The following is a 19,018-nucleotide window of genomic DNA, read 5'->3' on the forward strand; positions in this document are numbered from 1 at the left end:
ACGGCCGCGCCCACGGCCTGTAGGACGCCCCTGTGATCGCGTGTGCGGGGCGCCCCCCAAAGCCAAATCCGCGGCGCGGCGCGCCGACGCCCTTTTCCTACACCCGCACCTAGGCTTGGCTGACGGCCCAGTTCTGGCGTCATCGCAAAGATGACCGATGCAGCAGTGCGGCCGTTCGCCGTCATCGCTGGTGCAAGGAACAACCCAGGAGCATCACATGGCTGAAGACAAGGACCTCAACCGCGATCCCATCACCGATGAACCCGGCTCGCACCCGGTCGGCACCGGCGTCGGTGCCACCGGCGGCGCCGTGGCCGGCGCGGCCGCCGGCGCCATCGGCGGGCCGGTCGGCTCGATGGTGGGCGGCGTCATCGGCGCGGTGGTCGGCGGGCTGGCCGGCAAGGCTGCGGCCGAGGCCATCAACCCCACCGCCGAGGAAGCGCACTGGCGCGACAACTACACGCGCGAGCCCTACTACGAGCAAGGCCGCAGCTTCGACGACTACGGGCCGGCCTACATGCACGGCGTGCACGGCCGCATGCGGCACGAGACCGACTGGGACGCGGCCGAGCCACGGCTGGCGTCCGAATGGGACAACGCACGCGCCGGCTCCGGCCTGAGCTGGGAGCAGGCGCGGCCGGCCAGCCGCGCCGCGTGGGACCGCGCCGAGCTGCAGCGCGGGGGCAGCGGCGCCGGCATGGCGGGCAGCACCGGCAGCATGGCCAGCGACACGGCCGTGGTGCGCGCGGGCGACCTGGCCGGCGGTGAAGGCCGCAGCGCCATCGCCGGCGGCACCGACATGGCCGGCGCCGGCATCGGTACCGACACGCGCGGCAGCGGCACGGCGCAAGGCGGCGGGGCGGCAGCCCTGGTCGGCTCGGCCCAGAGCGCAGGCAACATGAGCGGCGACACCGGGGACGTGATCGACGCGCTGCAGGACCTGGTGGAGTGCTGCAAGGACGGCGAGTACGGCTTCCAGGCGTGCGCCGACCAAGCCCAGCGGGCCGACCTCAAGTCGGTGTTCCTGCAGCGCGCCGACGACTGCCGGCGCGGCGCCGAGGAACTCAACCAGCAGATCCGTCAGCTCGGCGGCTCGCCCGAGGACAGCGGCAGCGCGGCCGGCGCGCTGCACCGCGGCTGGGTGTCGGTGAAATCGACCCTGAGCACCTACGACGACAAGGCCGTGCTGGAGGAAGCCGAGCGTGGCGAGGACAACGCCCTGGCGCGCTACCGCAAGGCGCTCAAGCAGCCGCTGCCGGCCCAGGTCAAGCCGGTGGTCGAGCGCCAGTTCCAGCTGGTCCAGCGCAACCACGACCAGGTGAAGCTGCTGCGCGACCAGTTCCGCGCCGCCGCGCAATAAGGTGCCGCGCCCGGCCAAGCCACCGGGCGAGGCGCCGGCCGCCCGCGCCGGCACTCCCCGCCGCATGGCCGCCGAGCGCCCTGCCCCCACCGATGCGCTGAGGGCCTACCGGTCCAAACGCAGGTTCGAGGCCACGCCCGAGCCGGCCACAGGCGGCGTCGCCAACGAGGCCGAACGTGCCTTCGTGGTCCAGAAGCACTGGGCCACGCGGCTGCACTACGACTTCCGGCTGGAACTGGAAGGCACCATGAAAAGCTGGGCCGTGCCCAAGGGCCCGAGCTACGACCCGGCCGACAAGCGCATGGCGATGCCGACCGAGGACCACCCGATCGCCTACAACCGCTTCGAGGGGACCATTCCCAAGGGCAACTACGGCGCCGGCAAGGTCATCATCTGGGACAAGGGCACCTGGCACCCGCTGGAGGACCCGCACCAGGGCTGGCGCGACGGCAAGCTCAAGTTCGAGCTGCGCGGCCACAAGCTGCACGGCCACTGGACACTGGTGCGCATGAAAGGCCGCGGCAACGGCCGCGAGGATCCCTGGCTGCTGATCAAGGAGCGCGACGCGTTCGCGCGGCCGGCCGGCGAGTTCAGCGTGGCCGACGAGATGCCCGACAGCGTGCAGCACCTCGAGGACCGGCCGCCTGCGATTGCCGCCCCCGGGAGCGAATCGCGCGACGACCCCCCGGCCCGCCCGGGCCCGCCCGAGGCCGCCGTGTCAGCGCCACTGCCGGATGCGCTGCAACCCCAGCTGGCGGTGCTGGTGGACGCCGCGCCCCAGGACCCCGCGCAATGGATCTTCGAGATCAAGTTCGACGGCTACCGCATGCTGGCGCGCGCCGAGGCCGGGCAGGTGCGGCTGCTCACCCGCAACGGCAACGACTGGACCTCGCGCCTGCCGGCGCTGGTGCAGGCGCTGCGCGCCATGGACCTGCCCGACGGCTGGTACGACGGCGAGATCATCCTGCCCGGGCGCGACACGCCGGCCGACTTCCAGGCCTTGCAGGGCGCCTTCGACAGCCAGCGCACCGAGCAGATCGTGTACTACCTGTTCGACCTGCCCTACTGCGCCGGCCAGGACCTGCGCGACGTGCCGCTGCTGCAGCGGCGCGAGGTGCTGCAGCGCATCGTGGAGCGCCAGCCGCACCCCAACGTGCGCTTCAGCGCCGAGTTCGAGGCGCCGCCCGGGGCCATGCTCGATGCCGCCTGCAAGCTGGGGCTGGAAGGCGTCATCGCCAAGCGGCGCGACTCGGCCTACGCGGGCCGCCGCTCCAGCGACTGGATCAAGCTCAAGTGCGCGCACCGGCAGGAGTTCGTGATCGGCGGCTGGACCGACCCCAAGGGCTCGCGCACCGGCATCGGCTCGCTGCTGCTGGGCGTGCATGGCGAGGACGGCCGGCTGCACTACGCAGGCAACGTGGGCACCGGCTTCAACGAGCGCACGCTGCGCGACGTGCGCGAGCGGCTGGAGGCGGTGGCCGGGACGCGCAACCCGTTCGCGGCTGGCAGCGGCTGGCCGCGCGGCGCGCACTGGGTGCGTCCGGAGCTGGTGTGCGAAGTCTCCTTCGGCGAATGGACGCGCGACGGCAAGGTGCGGCACTCGGTGTTCCACGGCCTGCGCAGCGACAAGCCGGCGCAGGAGATCTCGATCGAGGCGCCGGTGCCCGCGACGGCCGACGCACCGGCTCCGGCCAAGGGCCGGCGCACGGCGAAGAAGCAGGCCGCATCCGTCCAGCCGCCGGCGAAGGCGCTTGCCGCCACGCTGCCGCCCACCCTGCGCATCAGCAACCCCGAGCGGGTGGTCGATGCCCGCAGCGGCCTGACCAAGATCGACCTGGTGCGCTACTACGCGCTGGTGGCGCCGCTGATGATGGAACACCTGCGCCGAAGGCCGCTGGCGCTGGTGCGCGCGCCCGACGGCGTCGATGGCCAGCTGTTCTTCCAGAAGCACCTGGAGCGCTACCGCATGGCCGGGGTCGAGCCCCTCGATCCGGCGATCTTCCCCGGGCATCCCCCGATGCTGGCGATCGCGAGCGCCGAAGGCCTGCTGTCGGCGGCGCAGATGAACGTGATCGAGTTCCACACCTGGAACGCGGTGGCCGACCGGGCCGACCAGCCCGATCGCATGACCTTCGACCTCGACCCCGGCGAAGGCGTGGGCTGGCCGCAGATGCAGGAAGCCGCGGCGCTGGTGCGCGCCTTCCTCGACGAGCTGGGCCTGCCTGGCTGGCTCAAGACCAGCGGCGGCAAGGGCCTGCACGTGGTGGTGCCGCTGCGGCCCGAGCACGGCTGGGACGCGGTCAAGGATTTCTCGCAGGCGGTGGTGCAACACCTGGCCAGGACGGTTCCGCAGCGCTTCGTCGCCAAGAGTGGACCGAAGAACCGCGTCGGCCGCATCTTCATCGACTACCTGCGCAACGGCTTCGGCGCGACGACGGTTGCCGCGTGGTCGGCGCGGGCGCGGCCGGGCCTGGGCATCTCGGTGCCGGTGCGCTGGGAGGAGCTGGGCAAGCTCAAGGGCGGCGACCACTGGACCGTGGCGACCGTGCACCAGCGGCTGGACCAAGGCAACGAGCCCTGGGATGGCTACCGCAGCAGCAGCGTCCGGCTGGGCGCGGCGATGCGCAAGCTGGGCTTCAAGCCCTGAAGGGACCGCCGCGAGATGCCGCAAGACTGGCCGCACACCCTGTGGATCGTCCGCCACGGCCAGAGCGCCGGCAACGTCGCCCGCGATGCGGCCGAGGCGGCCGGCCTGGCCATGATCGACATCGCCGAGCGCGACATCGACGTGCCGCTGTCGGCGCTCGGGCGCGAGCAGGCCGTGGCGCTGGGACACTGGTTCGGCGAGATGCCGGCGGCGCAGCGGCCGGAGGTGATCCTCACCTCGCCCTACGTGCGTGCGCGCGAGACCACCCGCCTGCTGATGCACGCGGCGCAGCTCGACCCGGCGGCCGTGCGCCTGCGCGTCGACGAGCGCCTGCGCGAGAAGGAGTTCGGCATCCTGGACCGGCTCACCGTGCTGGGCATCCGCGAACGCTACCCCGAGCTGTCGGCCCAGCGCAGCCACGTCGGCAAGTTCTATTTCCGCCCGCCCGGCGGCGAGAGCTGGTGCGACGTGATCCTGCGCCTGCGCAGCGTGCTGGAGATGCTCACGCGCGAGCACGCCGGCCAGCGGGTGCTGGTGGTCGGGCACCAGGTCATCGTCAACTGCATGCGCTACCTGGTCGATTGCCTGGAGGAGCACGAGATCCTGGACATGGACCGCAAGGGCGACGTGCCCAACTGCGGCGTGACCTCCTGGCGGCACGACCCGGCGCGCGACGCGCTGGCGGTCGACCTGGTGAACTTCGTCGCGCCGCTGCGCCGGGCCGGCGCGCCGGTGACGCTGGAGCCCGATGCGCTGGCCGCCCCGAAGCCATGAAGTTCCGGCGTTTGCTGAAGGCCCGCGGATGACAGGCGGCCGACCCCTCCGGATCGACAGCGACGCGCTGCGGGCCTGGCCCTTGCCGGCGCTGGCTCCCGACGCCGACAAGGAGGAGCGCGGCCGCATCCTGGTGATCGCCGGCAGCCGCGAGATGCCCGGCAGCGCGGTGCTCGCGGCCACCGCGGCGCTGCGCGTCGGGGCCGGCAAGCTGGCGATCGCGACGCCGCGCTCGATCGCCACCCAGATGGCCTTCACCATGCCCGAGGCCCGCGTGATCGCCCTGCCGGAAACCGCGGCCGGGGGCCTCGATCCGGCCGGCGTCGGGCAGCTGGCGCACGCCGCCACCGCCGCGCATGGCGTGCTGGCCGGCCCCGGCCTGCTGGACCGCGACGCGACCTGCGCCTTTCTGCAGCAGCTGCTGCCGCTGCTTTCGCAGGAGCAGGCGGTCGTGCTCGACGCCCTGGCGATGGACTGCACCCTGCGGCTCCGCCGGTTCGCGCGGCCGGTGCTGCTGACCCCGCACGCCGGCGAGATGGCGCACCTGACCGGCGCCGCCAAGGACGAGGTGCTGGCCGACCCGCTGGGTGCGGCGGCCCGGGCGGCGCAACGCTGGAACGCCGTGGTGGCAGTGAAGGGGCCGGCCACCGCCATCGCCGCGCCGGAGGGCCGCTGCTGGCTGCACGAGGGCGGCAATGCAGGCCTGGCCACCTCGGGCTCCGGCGATGCGCTGGCGGGCGCCATCGCCGGTCTGTGCGCGCGCGGCGCTTCGCTGGAGCAGGCGTGCGCCTGGGGCGTGGCGCTGCATGCCCAGGCGGGCGACCGGCTGGCCCGGCGGCTCGGGGCGGTCGGCTACCTGGCGCGCGAACTGCCGCTGGAAATGCTGGCCGCGCTGCGGGAAATGGAAGCGGGATACCCTTGCGCTCCGGCCGTTTGAGGAAGGACATCCCGCCATGCGAATGCTCGAAGCCGGCGCGCCGGCACCGGAGTGGGACGCCGGCGAGTGGCTCAACACCCGCGCGCCGCTGACGCTGGCCTCGTTCAGGGGCAAGGTGGTGGTACTGCACGCCTTCCAGATGCTGTGCCCGGCCTGCGTGCAGCTGGCCACGCCGCAGATGCAGAAGCTGCAGGCCCTGTTCGAAGGCGGCGAGGTGGCGGTGGTGGGCCTGCACACCGTGTTCGAGCACCACGAGGCCATGACGCCGCTGGCGCTCAAGGCCTTCGCCTACGAGAACCGCCTCACGTTCCCGATCGGCATCGACCGGCACGACGGCGATGCCATCCCGGTGACCATGCGCGCCTACGGTTTCCAGGGCACGCCCAGCCTGGTGCTGATCGACCGCCAGGGACTGATGCGCTTCCACGGCTTCGGCCACCAGCCCGATCTGCGCCTGGGCGTGCTGGTCGGCTCCCTGGTCGCCGAGGGGGACTGAGCATGGCGGCAGCCGCCGAACCGGACCTCGTCACCCGACGGGTGCGGGTGCGCGGCCTGGTGCAGGGCGTGGGCTACCGCTATGCCTGCGTGCAGCGGGCCGAGGCGCTGGGGCTGGCCGGCTGGGTGCGCAACCGGATCGACGGCTCCGTCGAAGCCCTGCTGCAGGGCCCGCCGGCCCAGGTGGACCGCATGTGCGAGTGGATGCGCACCGGCGTGCCCGGCGCGCGGGTCGACCGCCTGCTGGCGCAGGATGTGCCGCCGCCGGCCGGCCGCATCGACGGGTTCGCGCAGCAGCCCACGGCCTGAGGAGGCGGTGCGCCTGCGGCTAGCCGCGCCAGGCCTGGACTTCGATCTCGACCTTCGCGCCCCGGTACAGCTCGGCCTGCACGCACGAGCGCGCCGGCAGGTCGCCCGGGGCGAAGTGGCGCGCGTACTCCTGGTTGAAGGCCGCGAAGTCGGCCAGGTCGGCCAGCCAGATGGTGGCGCGCACCACGTCGCGCAGGCTGGCGCCGCACTCGGCCAGCGTCGCGGCGATGCGCTCCATCACGGCCCGCGTCTGCACCTGCACGTCGCCCTCGATGATGTTGGCGTTGGCATCCATCGCCAGCACGCCCGACAGGAACAGGAAGGGGCCGGCCTGCACCGCCTTGGAGAACGGCACCGGCAGCGGGGTGGGATGGCGGACGATGGGGCTCATGCGGTGGATTCCTCTCGGGTGATGACCTGGCCGGCGCGCGCGCCGGCATGCCGGCCCTGCTGCCACGTGACCTGGCCGTTGACGATGACGCTGTGGATGCCTTCGGCCGGTCGGGTCGGCTCGTCGTAGGTGGCGGCGTCGCGGATGGTGGCGGCGTCGAACACCACCAGGTCGGCGTGCTGGCCCTCGGCCACGGTGCCGCGGCCGGCCAGGCCGAAGTTGCGCGCCGTCAGCCCGGTCATCTTCCAGACCGCCGTCTCCAGCGGGAACAGCGACACCTCGCGGCTGTAGTGGCCCAGCACGCGCGGGAAGGTGCCCCACAGGCGCGGGTGCGGCTTGTCGCCCAGCGGGATGCCGTCGGAGCCGACCATGGTTTCGTCGAAGGCCAGGATGCGCTGCACGTCGCCCTCGTCCATCAGGAAGTAGATCGCCGTGCCGGGCTGCAGCCGGCGCGCGGCCTCCGGCTCCGGCACGCCCCATTCGGCGGCGATGTCGGCCAGGTCGCGGCCGGCGCACTCCGGATGCGGCTCGCTGCTGGCGATCAGCACCCGGCCATCGAGCATGCCGCGGTCGGTGCGGATCATGGTCGAGCCGGCGGTGTAGGGATAGCAGTCGAGGCAGACCTTCTGCTGGCCCATGGCCTCGCGGATGAACGGCAGGGTCTTCTCGCTCAGGCCGAAGTTGGCCCGGTTCTGCACCTTGTGGTGCGACACCACCACCGGCACGCCCAGTTCGCGGCCGATGCGGAAGGTCTCGTCCAGCGACTCCATCACGCGCGCGGCTTCGTCGCGCATATGGGTGACGTACAGCGCGCCGCGGGCGCTCAGCGGCCGGCCGACCTCGATGATCTCCTCGGTGCTGGCCTTCACGGCCGGCGGGTAGAAGGTGCCGGTGGACATCCCGATCGCGCCGGCTTCCAGCGAGGCCTCCAGCAGGTCCTGCATGGCACGCATCTCGGCCGGCGTGGCCTCGCGGTCGAGAGAATCCATGGTGACGGCACGCAGGGTGGAGTGGCCCACCAGCGCGGCGACGTTGACGCTGGCCGGCTGTCGGCGCAGCGCGTCGAAGTAGGCGCGGAAGCTGGTGAAGCGCTCGGCGCCGGGCGCGTCCAGCAGGTTCAGCGGCATCGGCAGGTCCATGCCGGCCTTGAGCGGCGCCGCGCTGATGCCGCAGTTGCCGGCCACCACCGTGGTCACGCCCTGCGACACCTTGAAGCCCATGTCGGGCTGCGACAGCAGCGCCTGGTCGTCATGGGTGTGCGAATCGATGAAGCCGGGCGCCACGATCAGGCCGCTGGCGTCGATCTCGCGCGCGGCACGGGCACCCGCCAGGTCGCCGATGGCGGCGATGCGGCCGCCCCGCACCGCCACGTCGGCTTCGAAGCGGGGCGCCTTGGTGCCGTCGATGACGGTGCCGCCACGCAGCAGCAGGTCGTAGGACTGGGTCATGGCTTTTCCTTCGGGATCAGCGGAAATGGCAGGCCACCTCGTGCGTGCCGCCGGCCGACTCGCGCGGCGTCAGCGCCGGGCGCTGCTCCTTGCACACGGCCTGCGCCAGCGGGCAGCGGGTGTGGAAGCGGCAGCCGGTGGGCGGGTTGGCCGGCGACGGCGGATCGCCCTGCAGCAGGATGCGGCGGGCCGGCGTGCGCGGGTTGGGCACCGGCACGGCCGACAACAGGATCTCGGTGTAGGGATGGCGCGGGCTGGCGAACAGGGTGTCGCGGTCGGCGATCTCGACGATGTGGCCGAGGTACATCACGGCCACCCGGTGGCTGATGTGGCGCACCACCGCCAGGTCGTGGGCGACGAACAGGTAGGCGATGCCGAACTCGGCCTGCAGGTCCATCAGCAGGTTGACCACCTGCGCCTGCACCGACACGTCGAGCGCCGACACCGGCTCGTCGCAGACGATCAGTCGTGGCTGCAGCGCCAGCGCCCGGGCGATGCCCAGCCGCTGGCGCTGGCCGCCGGAGAACTCGTGCGGGTACCTGGCGGCCGACTCCGGCCGCAGGCCGACCCGCGCGAACAGCCACTGCACGCGCTCGGCCCGCTCGCGCGCGCCCATGCCGCCGAAGTTGCGCAGCGGCTCGGCCACGATCTCGCCGGCCTTCAGGCGCGGGTTGAGCGAGGCGTAGGGGTCCTGGAAGATGATCTGCAGGTCGCGCCGGCGCTGGCGCATCTGCCCGGGCGACAGCGACAGCAGTTCCGCGCCGTCCAGCCGCACCGAGCCGGCGGTCGGCTCGATCAGCCGCAGCACCGACTTGGCGGTGGTGGTCTTGCCGCAGCCGGACTCGCCCACCAGCGACAGCGTCTCGCCGCGCTGCACCGTGAACGACACGTCGTCCACCGCCTGCACCGGCGGGCGCGCCGGGCGCAGCCACTGGCGCGGGGCCGTGTAGTGCTTGCGCAGGTTCTCCACCTGCAGCAGCGGGGCGTTCATGCGGTGGCCTCCTCGCGCACGGCGTCGATGCGGCCTTCCTCGACCGCGAAGCAGGCGACGGCATGGCCGGCGGCAGCGCCGGCATCGGCGGGGCGCAGCCCCGGCTGCTCGCTGCGGCAACGCTCACCCGCATGGGCGCAGCGCGGCGCGAAGGCGCAGCCGCGCGGCAGGTCGTGCAGCGCCGGCACCATGCCGGGGATTTCGGTCAGGCGCGCGGCCCGGGTGTTCATGGCCGGCATCGAGGCCATCAGCGCCCGGGTGTAGGGGTGCAGCGGACGGTCGAACAGCTCCTGCACCGGCGCCTCCTCGACCTTGCGGCCGGCGTACATCACGATCACGCGGTCGCAGCTCTCGGCCACCACGCCCAGGTCGTGGGTGATCATGATGACGCCCATGCCCAGCTCGCGCTGCAGGCGCTTGACCAGGTCGAGGATCTGGGCCTGGATGGTCACGTCCAGCGCGGTGGTCGGCTCGTCGGCGATCAGCAGCTCGGGCCGGCAGGCCAGGGCCAGCGCGATCATCACGCGCTGGCGCATGCCGCCCGAGAGCTGGTGCGGGTACTCGCCGGCGCGGCGCTCCGGCTCGGGGATCTGGACGAGCCGCAGCATCTCCACCGCCCGCTTCATCGCTTCGCTCCGGCTGGCGCCCTGGTGCTGGCGCACGCTCTCGGCGATCTGCGCGCCCACGGTCATCACCGGGTTGAGCGAGGTCATCGGCTCCTGGAAGATCATCGAGATGCGGTCGCCGCGGATGCGGCGCATCTCGCGCTCGGACAGCGCCAGCAGGTCGATGCCGCGGTAGCGGATCGCGCCCGCATGGCGGCCCGGCGGCGTCGGCACCAGCCGCAGGATGGACAGCGCGGTGACGCTCTTGCCGCAGCCCGATTCGCCGACCACGCCCAGCGTCTCGCCGGCCTGCACCGTGAAGGAGAGCCCGTCGACCGAGCGCACGCGCCCGGCCAGGGTGTCGAAGTGGGTGCGCAGCCCGTCGACCTCGAGCAGCGGGGCGGTGGGATCGGGCTTCATAGCTGCCGGGCCAGGCGCGGGTCCAGCGCGTCGCGCAGGCCGTCGCCCAGCATGTTGATCGCCAGCACCGTCAGCGCCAGCAGGACGCCCGGGTACAGGATGATGTGGAAGGCCACGGCCACGGTGTTGCGGCCCTCGGCCATCATGTTCCCCCAGCTCGGGATCTGCGCCGGCACGCCCACGCCCAGGAACGACAGCGAGGCCTCGATCAGCACGGCCGAGGCGGCCACGAAGGTGGCCTGCACCACCAGCGGTGCCACCATGTTGGGCAGCACGTGGCGCCACAGGATCACCGGCAGCCGGGTGCCGACCGCGTGCGCGGCCTCGACGAACAGCTGCTCGCGCAGCGTCAGCGCCAGCGAGCGCACCAGCCGCACCACGCGCGGCACCTCGGGGATGGTGATGGCCACGATCACCGTGGTCAGGCTGGCGCGGGTGACCGCCATCAGGGCGATCGCCAGCAGGATGCCGGGGATGGCCATCAGCCCGTCCATCACCCGCATGATCAACCCGTCGGCCCAGCGCACGAAGCCGGCCACCAGCCCCAGCACGATGCCAAGCACGGTCGCCAGCAGCGCCACCGACAGGCCGACGATCAGCGAGATGCGGCTGCCCCACACGGCGCGGCTGAACACGTCGCGGCCGAGCGCGTCGGTGCCGAACAGGTGCTCGGCCGAGCGCCCCTGCAGGCGCGCCAGCGGGTCGATGTCCTGCGGGTCGTGGGTGGCCAGCCAGGGCGCGGCCAGCGCCAGCACGGCCACCGCCAGCAGCATCAGCGCGCCCAGCACCAGCGTCGGGTGCTTGCGCAGCCAGCGCCAGCGCCGGCGCGCCAGCGGCGCTTCGGCCGGCGCGGTTTCGTCGGGGGAAAGGACGGCGCTCATTCAGTACCGGATGCGCGGATCGAACAGGCGGTAGCTCAGGTCGATCAGCAGGTTGATCAACACGTACACGCCGGCGGACAGCAGCAGCACGCTCTGGATGACGGGGTAGTCGTGGCGCTGGACCGAGTCGATCACCAGCCGCCCGACGCCGGGAATCGCGAACACGGTCTCGGTCACCACCACGCCGCCGATCAGCAGCGCGATGCCGACTCCCACCGTGGTGGCGATCGGGATCGCCGCGTTGCGCAGCGCATGGCCCAGCACCGCCAGCACGCCCAGCCCCTTGGCGCGGGCGGTGCGGATGTAGTCCTCCTGCAGCACCTCCAGCACGGTGGCGCGGGTCATGCGCGTGAGCAGGGCCATGTACAGCAGCGCCAGGTTGATGCAGGGCAGCGCCAGGCTGCGCAGCCAGGGCCCGACGCCCTCGGCCAGCGGCACGTAGCCCTGCACCGGAAACCAGCCCAGCTCGATGGCGAAGCCGTAGATCAGCAGGTAGCCGACCAGGAACACCGGGATGGAGAAGGCCAGCACGGCGAACAGCATCACCAGCCGATCGATCCAGCGCCCGGCCCGGTACGCCGCCAGGGTGCCGAGCGGAACCGACAGCAGCACCGCCAGCCCCATGGTCAGAACCGCGATCGACAGCGTCGGCTCGATCCGCTGGGCCAGCAGCTCGGTCACCGGCACCTGGGTGAAGATGGACGTGCCCAGGTCACCGGTGAGGATGCGGCCCAGCCAGCTGGCGAACTGCTGCGCCAGCGGCCGGTCCAGCCCCAGCGCGGCGCGCAGCTTGAGGATGTCCTCCTCGGTCGCGAAGTCGCCCGCGATCAGCGCCGCCGGATCGCCCGGCGACAGGTGGATCAGCAGGAAGACCACCACCGCCACCACCGCCATCACGGGCAGGGTGGCCAGCAGGCGCCGCAGGAGATAGCCCATGGCCGGTGCTTACTTGTCCAGGTTCCAGACCAGCGGCAGGCCGCCCCACAGCTTCTCGGCGCCCTTGACTTCGGCGCGCACCGCCATCGCCGGCGAGTACTGGCCGGCGCTGATGTAGGGCAGCGCCTCGAAGGCCCGGGCGTGGAACTGGTCGAGCAGCTGCTTGCGCTTGCCGGCGTCGGTTTCCTTCAGCCAGGCGGTGCGCAGCTCGTCCAGCGGCTTGTCGCAGGGCCAGCCGGGCAGGCTGGTGCCGCAGGCGGCGCTCAGGTAGGCATTGGTGACCGGCGAGTCGGCGTCGAAGCTGCCGGCGACCGTGACGTACATGTTCCAGCCGCCCTTGTCCGGGGCGTCGCGCTTGGCGCGGCGGGCGCCGATGGTGGCCCAGTCGGAGGTCTGCATGTCGACGTTCATGCCGATGTTGCGCATGGTCTGCGCCGCCATCAGCGCCTCGGCGTTCAGGTAGGTGATGTCGCTGGGCACCAGCAGCACCACCTTCTCGCCCTTGTAGCCGGCCTCGGCCAGCAGCTGCTTGGCCTTGGCCACGTCGGGCGTGCGCCAGGGCTCGGCGCCGGCGGTGGTCTCGTTGCGGCTGCCGCAGATGAAGAAGGTGGCGCAGTTCGTCACCCGCAGGTCCTTGGGGTAGCCCATGGCGGCCATGAACTTGTCCTGGTCCACCGCCTTGAGCACGGCCTGCCGCACCTTCGGGTTGTTGAACGGCGGGTGCAGCTGGTTCATCACGATGAAGCCCTGCCAGGAGCCGGAGGGCAGCAGCTTGACGTTGGGGTCGGCGCGCAGCGGGTTGATGAAGTCCGGCGGCACCTGCTCGATCAGGTCCACCTCGCCCTTGCGCAGGGCGGCGACGGCGCTGTTGGCATCGGGGATGTAGAGCCACTCGACGCGGTCGAAGCTGGGCTTCTTGCTGCCGGCCAGGCCGTTGGGGGCATCGGTGCGCGGCACGTAGTGCGGGTTGCGCACGAACACCACCTTGTTGCCCGGCACCCACTCGTCGCGCTTGAACATGAACGGGCCGGAGCCCATCACTTCCGCGATCGGCGTGGTGGTCGGCAGCTTGGCCATGCGCTCGGGCATGACCACCGGCGGGTAGCCCGAGGGCTTGGACATGGCTTCGAGCACCATGCCGAACGGCTCCTTCAGGCTCAGCGTGAAGGTCTTGTCGTCCACCGCCTTCCACTCAGCGGCCGACAGCGCGGTCATGGCGCGGCCCATGCTGTCCTTGGAGGTCCAGCGCTGCATCGAGGCCACCACGTCGGCGGCGCGCACCGGCGAGCCGTCGGCGAACTTCAGGTTGGGCCGCAGCGTGAAGGACCACTGCTTGCCGTCCTTGCTGCTGGTGTACTTGTCCACCATCTGCGGCTTCGGCTGCCCCTTGGCGTCCAGCCCGAAGGGCATGTCGTAGACCATGTAGCCGAAGTTGCGCGAGATGTAGGCCGTGGTGAAGCTCGGGTCGAGGATCTTCACGTCGGCGTGGGCGACCACGCGCAGGGTCTTGTTCTGCGCCAGGGCGGCGGGGCTGGCCAGCCCCAGGGTGGCGCCGAGCGCCAGCGCGGCCACGGCAGCCAGGGTTCGTCTTTGCATCAGCGTTCTCCGGTGGGTCGGGAAGGAAAAAAGGGTCAGGCGTCCAGCGGCCACTTGGGGCGGCGGATCTTGCGGTAGGGCAGCATCTTCAGGTCCAGCGTCACGGCGCCGGGCGCGCCGGCGTAGATCACGTGGCGGCCGATCTTCGAGTAGGAGGCGTAGAAATGCTGGGAGGACTTCACCACCACGACCTTCCTGGCGGCCAGGTCGCAGCCGATGCCGGTGAACAGGTCGCTGCCCATGGCCTGGTTGCGGATCGAGACCAGCAGGATCTCCACGCCGCGGCACTCGACCAGCGCGCAGTCGCCCATCGCGGTGGGGGTGTTCGACAGGCCGGTCTGCATGTGCTCGTGGCGCACGGCCTTGACCGTGCAGGGCAGGTCCAGCGGCGGGCCCGACAGCGGGCTGACCTTGCCGCCGATGCGCAGGTCCAGCTGCGCGCCCTCGCCCGCCTCGACCGCGATGCGCGCGGCCACCGGGTCCCAGAACGGGCCGATGGCGACGTTGGCGACGCCGCGCTCCAGGATGCGCTGCAAGATGAAAGTGGCGTCGCTGGCGGCGCCGCCGCCCGGGTTGTCGGCACCGTCGGAGATGATCACCGGCCCGCCGTCGAACGCCAGCGCCTCGTCCAGCGCCTCGTCGATCGAGGGATAGCGCACGGTGAGCGCCTCGCGCATCGCGATCAGCTCGTCGGCCAGCTGCCGCGCCAGCCGCTGCGCCTTGCCGGCGTCGCCATCGGCATAGACCAGCACCTTGGTGCCCATGTCCGGCACGTCGCCCCAGGCGAAGCCGTGCGCGATGGAGATCGACAGGATGCCGTCCTGGCCTTCCAGCGCCTGGATGCGGTCGACGAACGCCCGCGCCGGATCGCGCGAGGTGTGCATCGTGACGATCATGTCGCAGTCCACCATCGCCGCCACCGGCTGCCGCTCGCCGCGCACCTTGGCGGCGCACAGGTCGACCAGTTCCAGCGCGCGCTCCAGCACGTCGGTGTGCGGGTACTCCTTGAAGGCGACCAGCACGTCGGCGTTGTCCACCATCGCCGCGCTCAGGTGGCTGTGCGGGTCGAGCTCGGCGCCGACCACGACGTTGGGCCCGACGATCTCGCGCACGCGGCGCAGCAGGTCGCCCTCGCAGTCGTCGTAGCCGTCCGCCACCATCGCGCCGTGCAGGCCCAGCAGCACCATGTCGACCGGCAGCGCCCGCTTCAGGTCGGCCAGCAGCTCGTCGCGCAAGGCCTCGTAGGTGGCACGGGTGGTGATGCCGCTCGGCTGGGCGCCGGCCACCATGCCTTCCACCAGGTCCCAGCCGAATTCCTTGCCGCGCAGGCGCGCTGCCCACAGCGGCCCGGCGAAGAAGAACATGTGGTCGGGGTGCTGGCCGGCGGCGAAGTAGCCGCGGTCCTTGAACGAGGCCATGCCGGTGGGCATGGGCGCGAAGGTGTTGGTTTCGGTGGCGAGGCCGCCGCTGAAGACGCGCATGGGTGCAATGAAGGGGTTAGTGGCTGGCGGGCTGGCGCAGGCGGGCGGGCGAGAGCATGTCGGCCGTCAGGCCGGTGGCGGCGACGTGGGCCGGCAGCGCCTGCCCCAGCACCAGCGCGGCGCAAGCCTGGCCCATCGCGGGCGAGGTCTGGATGCCGTAGCCGCCCTGGGCCGCGCACCAGAAGAAACCGGGCGCCTGCTCGTCCCAGCCGCCCACCAGGTCGCCATCGGCGACGAAGGAGCGCAGGCCGGCCCAGGTGCGGGTGGGCCGCCGGATCTCCAGCGTGGTCATGGTCTGGATGCGGTCGATCGCGATGGCGATGTCCAGCTCCTCGGGCTGCACGTCGTGCGGCTCGACCGGGTCGGCATTGGCCGGCGAGCCCAGCAGCATGCCGGCGTCGGGCTTGATGTACCAGTCCTCCGACACGCCGGCCGTCATCGGCCAGTGCGAGGCGTCGCAACCGGCCGGCGGCGCGAAGATGAAGGCCGCGCGGCGGCACGGCTGCAGGCCGATCGGGCGGGCGCCGGCCATGCGGCCCAGCACGTCGCACCAGGCGCCCGCCGCGTTCACCACGACCGGCGCCTCCCAGGTCGCGTCGCCGGCGCGGACCTGCCAGACACCGCCGCTGCGCTGCAGCGAGCGGACCTCCGCGTCCGGCACCACGCTGCCGCCGGCGCGCCGGATGCCGCGCAGGAAGCCTTGGTGGATGGCGTGCACGTCCATGTCGGCCGCGTCGGGCTCGTACACGGCGCCGAGCAGCCGCTCCTGCCGCAGGGCGGGGGTGAGTTCGCACGCCTGCTGCGCGTCCAGCAGGCGGCCATGGGGCGACATGCCGTGCAGCACCTCCCAGTGGGCCTGCAGTTCGGCGTCCTGCCCGTGGGCGGCCACCATCATCGCGCCGCGCGGGCTGAGCAGGGGATGCTCGCTGAAGCCGGCCGGCGGCGCCTCCAGGAAGGCCCGGCTGGCCGTGGTGAGCAGGCGCACCTGCCGCGTGCCGTAGCTTTCCATGAACAGCGCCGCCGAGCGACCGGTGGTGTGGTAGCCGGGCTGCGCCTCGCGCTCCAGCAGCATCGCCTTGCCGTGCGGGGCCAGCCAGTAGCCGACGGAAGCGCCGGCGATGCCGGCGCCGATCACCAAGAAGTCAGCCGTGTTTGCCATCGGGCGGCATCCTAAGCCACTTTTGCGTATCTGCAAACGGCTTGCAACCTCAGGGATTACCTTTACTCGGAATGCGCGGCACGCGTTTTCGTTTGCGCAAATAATCGCGCCACTCCACGATGGCTGCACCCGCCCGAACCGCCCGAGCCCGAACCGCCGCCGGCCCGGCCGTCGGCGATCCCCGCACGCTGGACCGCGAGACCTTCGGCCAGCGGCTGCGCACGGCCCGGCGCAAGTACGGCTGGACGCTGGCCGAGGTGTCCGAGCGCTCGGGCGTGTCGGTGCCCACCATCTCGCGCGCCGAGCGCGGCCAGCTGGCCCTGAGCTACGAGAAGTTCTCGGCGCTGGCGCGGGCGCTGAACATGGACATCGGCGCGATGTTCGCCGAGGCCGGCGGCTCGCCCCGCTCGCTGGACCAGCCGGTGGTCACCCGCGCCAACCAGGGCGTGCGCTACCGCGGCCTGGCCTTCACCTACGAGTTCCTGGGCACGCAGGCCGCCGGCAAGCAGATGAGCCCGATCCTGGGCACCGTCCACGCGCGCGCCATCCAGGGCCCCGGCGACTTCGCGCGCCATGAAGGCGAGGAGTTCATGTACGTGCTGTCCGGCAAGGTGGAAGTGCACTTCGACACCGGCGAGGTGTTCCGCCTCGCCAAGGGCGACTCGCTGTATTTCGACAGCCGCATCGGCCACGCCTACATCAGCACCGGCCCGCGCCTGGCCCGCATCCTCGGTGCCACCACCGGCGAAAGCAGCCTGATGCGGCTCGCGCGCGAGCGGGAAAGCGGCACGGCGGGGCCCGCCCGCCGGAACGCGAAGTGAGGGTGATGGGCATGGAATACGTCTTGCTGCGCAACGAGGGGCCGGTGTCGATCGTCAGCCTGAACCGGCCCGAACGGCTCAACGCCATCGGGACCGGGCTGTTGCGCGACCTGCAGGTTGCCTTGGACCGGGCGCAGGCCGACCCGGCCACCCGCGTGATCGTGTTCACCGGCGAAGGGCGCGCGTTCTGCGCCGGCGACGACCTGAAGGAGTTCGACCAGCAGGCGGGTTCGCCCGAGTCGATCGCGCACCACGCCGACAGCGTCCAGCAGATCACCCGCACCCTCATGTTCGGCTCCAAGCTGGTGGTCGGCGCCGTCCGCGGCCATGCCGTGGGCGGCGGCTTCGAGTGGGTGCTGAACTGCGATCTGATCGTGGCCGGCGACGACCTGGTCGGCTTCTTCCCCGAAATGTCACTGGGCCATTTCGTCACCGGCGGCGTCACCCACCTGCTGCCACTGGCGGTGGGACACCAGAAGGCGATGGAGCTGCTGGTGCTGGGCGAGCGGCAAGGCGCGCAGGCGCTGCAGCGGCTGGGCATCGTCAAGGAGGTGGTGCCGCCCAGCGAAGTCCTGCCGCGTGCGCTCGAACTGGCGCGGCAGGTCGCCGAGCGCTCGCCGCACGCGCTGGCCCGTCTGAAGCGGGCCATGGCCGCCGACCCGGGCCGGCTGGCCGCGGCGCTGGAGACCGAGCGGCGCGCCTGCGTGGAGCTGTCGGCACTGGCGGACACGGCGGCGCGGATTGCGAAGGCGACCCAGGGGCTGTGACGCCCAGCGGCCGAGCGATCGCGCCGCCACCCGGCCGCTGGTCGAAGCCGGCAAGCTGCGCATGCCGTAGCGGCCAGGCGGCCAGCCGCGGGACGGATTTCAATCCGGCTGCGCCGGGGGAGCCTTGATTCGCTGCCGCTGGCTGCCCAGCCCGCTGATGCCAAGAGTGACGACGTCACCCGCTTGCAGATAGCGAGGCGGCTTCATCCCCATGCCGACGCCACTCGGCGTCCCTGTGATGATCAGATCGCCGGGCTCGAGGGTCATGAAGCGGCTGCAGTGGCTCACGATCTCGGCGCATCCGAAGATCATGTCGCTCGTGCTGGCGTTCTGCACCAGCTCGTCGTTGACCTTGAGCCACAGGTCCAGGGCTTGCGGATCCCCGACCTCGTCGGAGGTGACCAGGCAGGGGCCGATCGGACCGAACCCGTCGAAGCCTTTCCCTTTGCCCCACTGCCCTGCCCCACCGTTGAACTGGTAGTTGCGGTCCGACACGTCATTGGACAGGCAGTAGCCGGCGATATGCCGGGGCGCGTCGGCGACGCTGACCCGCTGCGCCCGGCTGCCGATGACGATGCACAGTTCGACTTCCCAGTCCAGCTGGCACCCCGCGTACGGGATCGTCACGTCGTCGTCCGGCCCGCTGATGCAGCTGGTCCACTTGGGAAACAGCACGGGCTGCTCGGGGATCGGCATCCCCGATTCGATCGCGTGCTTGCGGTAATTCAGGCCGATCGCCAGGAACTTCCCCACCCTCGACAGGGGGGGGCCGATGCGAACCGTGTCCGGTACGAGCGGCAGCCCGCCCAGGTCGATCCGGCGCAGCCTGGCGAGCGACTCGGGACACAACACCTCCGGCGTGATGTCGGCAACGTGACCGGAGAGGTCCCGGATCCTGCCCTCGCCGTCCAGGAGACCAGGGCGCTCGTGGCCAATCGGCCCGTATCTGAGTAGCTTCATCTTGACGCGTGGCATCGGGCAGCGTGGCAGCAGCCGGGAT

At 71.8% G+C, this 19,018-nt stretch carries 18 protein-coding genes; 8 read left to right on the forward strand and 10 right to left on the reverse strand.

Annotated features, from left to right (window positions below; translation table 11 throughout):
• Window positions 1-217: 217 nt before the first annotated feature.
• The 6 genes from PE066_RS08460 (at window position 218) to PE066_RS08485 (ending at window position 6,522) form a co-directional block, all read left to right on the forward strand.
• Complete coding sequence (locus tag PE066_RS08460) at window positions 218-1,360, forward strand: ferritin-like domain-containing protein (RefSeq protein WP_271236110.1); 1,143 nt, start codon at window positions 218-220, stop codon at window positions 1,358-1,360.
• A gap of 64 nt (window positions 1,361-1,424) precedes the next feature.
• A complete protein-coding gene (gene ligD / locus PE066_RS08465; RefSeq protein ID WP_271236111.1) occupies window positions 1,425-4,007 on the forward strand; it encodes a DNA ligase D in 2,583 nt (860 codons plus the stop codon).
• A gap of 15 nt (window positions 4,008-4,022) precedes the next feature.
• On the forward strand, window positions 4,023-4,781 hold the full coding sequence (locus tag PE066_RS08470) for a histidine phosphatase family protein (protein ID WP_271236112.1): 759 nt from the start codon (window positions 4,023-4,025) through the stop codon (window positions 4,779-4,781).
• A gap of 28 nt (window positions 4,782-4,809) precedes the next feature.
• Window positions 4,810-5,718 (forward strand): NAD(P)H-hydrate dehydratase, encoded by a 909-nt coding sequence (locus PE066_RS08475; protein WP_271236113.1) that lies wholly within the window; start codon window positions 4,810-4,812, stop codon window positions 5,716-5,718.
• 16 nt (window positions 5,719-5,734) lie between these two features.
• Entirely contained in the window at window positions 5,735-6,214 is a 480-nt protein-coding gene (locus PE066_RS08480) for a TlpA disulfide reductase family protein (RefSeq protein ID WP_271236114.1), read from the forward strand.
• A 2-nt stretch (window positions 6,215-6,216) separates the two neighbouring features.
• Window positions 6,217-6,522, forward strand: coding sequence for an acylphosphatase (locus tag PE066_RS08485; RefSeq protein WP_271236115.1), 306 nt, complete (start codon window positions 6,217-6,219; stop codon window positions 6,520-6,522).
• 19 nt (window positions 6,523-6,541) lie between these two features.
• Here PE066_RS08485 and PE066_RS08490 read toward each other — a convergent pair whose 3' ends face one another.
• Genes PE066_RS08490 through PE066_RS08530 form a run of 9 tightly spaced genes read right to left on the reverse strand, consistent with a single transcriptional unit; the run spans window position 6,542 to window position 16,430 of the window.
• On the reverse strand, window positions 6,542-6,913 hold the full coding sequence (locus tag PE066_RS08490) for a RidA family protein (protein ID WP_271236116.1): 372 nt from the start codon (window positions 6,911-6,913) through the stop codon (window positions 6,542-6,544).
• Window positions 6,910-8,361 (reverse strand): N-acyl-D-amino-acid deacylase family protein, encoded by a 1,452-nt coding sequence (locus tag PE066_RS08495; protein WP_271236117.1) that lies wholly within the window; start codon window positions 8,359-8,361, stop codon window positions 6,910-6,912. The genes PE066_RS08490 and PE066_RS08495 overlap by 4 nt, the downstream gene beginning before the upstream one ends.
• A 16-nt stretch (window positions 8,362-8,377) precedes the next feature.
• Window positions 8,378-9,352: an ABC transporter ATP-binding protein gene (locus PE066_RS08500; protein ID WP_271236118.1), complete on the reverse strand. Its 975-nt coding sequence runs from the start codon at window positions 9,350-9,352 to the stop codon at window positions 8,378-8,380.
• Entirely contained in the window at window positions 9,349-10,377 is a 1,029-nt protein-coding gene (locus tag PE066_RS08505; protein ID WP_271236119.1) for an ABC transporter ATP-binding protein, read from the reverse strand. Before PE066_RS08505 ends, PE066_RS08500 begins: the two co-directional genes overlap by 4 nt.
• Window positions 10,374-11,258: an ABC transporter permease gene (locus tag PE066_RS08510; protein WP_271236120.1), complete on the reverse strand. Its 885-nt coding sequence runs from the start codon at window positions 11,256-11,258 to the stop codon at window positions 10,374-10,376. The genes PE066_RS08505 and PE066_RS08510 overlap by 4 nt, the downstream gene beginning before the upstream one ends.
• Window positions 11,259-12,194: an ABC transporter permease gene (locus PE066_RS08515; RefSeq protein ID WP_271236121.1), complete on the reverse strand. Its 936-nt coding sequence runs from the start codon at window positions 12,192-12,194 to the stop codon at window positions 11,259-11,261.
• A 9-nt stretch (window positions 12,195-12,203) separates the two neighbouring features.
• Window positions 12,204-13,790, reverse strand: coding sequence for an ABC transporter substrate-binding protein (locus PE066_RS08520; protein ID WP_271236122.1), 1,587 nt, complete (start codon window positions 13,788-13,790; stop codon window positions 12,204-12,206).
• A 35-nt stretch (window positions 13,791-13,825) separates the two neighbouring features.
• On the reverse strand, window positions 13,826-15,271 hold the full coding sequence (locus PE066_RS08525; protein ID WP_271236123.1) for a M81 family metallopeptidase: 1,446 nt from the start codon (window positions 15,269-15,271) through the stop codon (window positions 13,826-13,828).
• Window positions 15,272-15,287: 16 nt separating this feature from the next.
• Window positions 15,288-16,430: an NAD(P)/FAD-dependent oxidoreductase gene (locus PE066_RS08530; protein WP_271236124.1), complete on the reverse strand. Its 1,143-nt coding sequence runs from the start codon at window positions 16,428-16,430 to the stop codon at window positions 15,288-15,290.
• 119 nt (window positions 16,431-16,549) lie between these two features.
• Between PE066_RS08530 and PE066_RS08535 the strand changes: the two genes are divergently transcribed.
• Together PE066_RS08535 and PE066_RS08540 are read left to right on the forward strand one after the other, a co-directional pair.
• The gene (locus PE066_RS08535; protein WP_271236125.1) at window positions 16,550-17,251 is read left to right on the forward strand and encodes a helix-turn-helix domain-containing protein; all 702 of its coding nucleotides are present in this window, start codon (window positions 16,550-16,552) and stop codon (window positions 17,249-17,251) included.
• An 11-nt stretch (window positions 17,252-17,262) separates the two neighbouring features.
• Window positions 17,263-18,018 (forward strand): enoyl-CoA hydratase/isomerase family protein, encoded by a 756-nt coding sequence (locus tag PE066_RS08540; protein WP_271236126.1) that lies wholly within the window; start codon window positions 17,263-17,265, stop codon window positions 18,016-18,018.
• Window positions 18,019-18,117: 99 nt separating this feature from the next.
• Here PE066_RS08540 and PE066_RS08545 read toward each other — a convergent pair whose 3' ends face one another.
• Window positions 18,118-18,978: a fumarylacetoacetate hydrolase family protein gene (locus tag PE066_RS08545; RefSeq protein ID WP_271236534.1), complete on the reverse strand. Its 861-nt coding sequence runs from the start codon at window positions 18,976-18,978 to the stop codon at window positions 18,118-18,120.
• Window positions 18,979-19,018: the final 40 nt, after the last annotated feature.

The sequence above is a fragment of the Ramlibacter tataouinensis genome, from assembly GCF_027941915.1.
GTDB classification, from domain to species: Bacteria; Pseudomonadota; Gammaproteobacteria; order Burkholderiales; family Burkholderiaceae_C; genus Ramlibacter; species Ramlibacter tataouinensis_C.

Bases quoted from the DNA above. Each gene is read 5' to 3' on its own strand.
- PE066_RS08460 (WP_271236110.1), top strand. From the start codon at position 218: ATGGCTGAAGACAAGGACCTCAACCGCGATCCCATCACCGATGAACCC.
- PE066_RS08525 (WP_271236123.1), bottom strand. From the start codon at position 15,271: ATGCGCGTCTTCAGCGGCGGCCTCGCCACCGAAACCAACACCTTCGCG.
- PE066_RS08510 (WP_271236120.1), bottom strand. From the start codon at position 11,258: ATGAGCGCCGTCCTTTCCCCCGACGAAACCGCGCCGGCCGAAGCGCCG.
- PE066_RS08500 (WP_271236118.1), bottom strand. From the start codon at position 9,352: ATGAACGCCCCGCTGCTGCAGGTGGAGAACCTGCGCAAGCACTACACG.
- PE066_RS08470 (WP_271236112.1), top strand. From the start codon at position 4,023: ATGCCGCAAGACTGGCCGCACACCCTGTGGATCGTCCGCCACGGCCAG.
- PE066_RS08515 (WP_271236121.1), bottom strand. From the start codon at position 12,194: ATGGGCTATCTCCTGCGGCGCCTGCTGGCCACCCTGCCCGTGATGGCG.
- PE066_RS08485 (WP_271236115.1), top strand. From the start codon at position 6,217: ATGGCGGCAGCCGCCGAACCGGACCTCGTCACCCGACGGGTGCGGGTG.
- PE066_RS08480 (WP_271236114.1), top strand. From the start codon at position 5,735: ATGCGAATGCTCGAAGCCGGCGCGCCGGCACCGGAGTGGGACGCCGGC.
- PE066_RS08520 (WP_271236122.1), bottom strand. From the start codon at position 13,790: ATGCAAAGACGAACCCTGGCTGCCGTGGCCGCGCTGGCGCTCGGCGCC.
- PE066_RS08495 (WP_271236117.1), bottom strand. From the start codon at position 8,361: ATGACCCAGTCCTACGACCTGCTGCTGCGTGGCGGCACCGTCATCGAC.
- PE066_RS08530 (WP_271236124.1), bottom strand. From the start codon at position 16,430: ATGGCAAACACGGCTGACTTCTTGGTGATCGGCGCCGGCATCGCCGGC.
- ligD (WP_271236111.1), top strand. From the start codon at position 1,425: ATGGCCGCCGAGCGCCCTGCCCCCACCGATGCGCTGAGGGCCTACCGG.
- PE066_RS08505 (WP_271236119.1), bottom strand. From the start codon at position 10,377: ATGAAGCCCGATCCCACCGCCCCGCTGCTCGAGGTCGACGGGCTGCGC.
- PE066_RS08475 (WP_271236113.1), top strand. From the start codon at position 4,810: ATGACAGGCGGCCGACCCCTCCGGATCGACAGCGACGCGCTGCGGGCC.
- PE066_RS08490 (WP_271236116.1), bottom strand. From the start codon at position 6,913: ATGAGCCCCATCGTCCGCCATCCCACCCCGCTGCCGGTGCCGTTCTCC.
- PE066_RS08545 (WP_271236534.1), bottom strand. From the start codon at position 18,978: ATGAAGCTACTCAGATACGGGCCGATTGGCCACGAGCGCCCTGGTCTC.
- PE066_RS08540 (WP_271236126.1), top strand. From the start codon at position 17,263: ATGGAATACGTCTTGCTGCGCAACGAGGGGCCGGTGTCGATCGTCAGC.
- PE066_RS08535 (WP_271236125.1), top strand. From the start codon at position 16,550: ATGGCTGCACCCGCCCGAACCGCCCGAGCCCGAACCGCCGCCGGCCCG.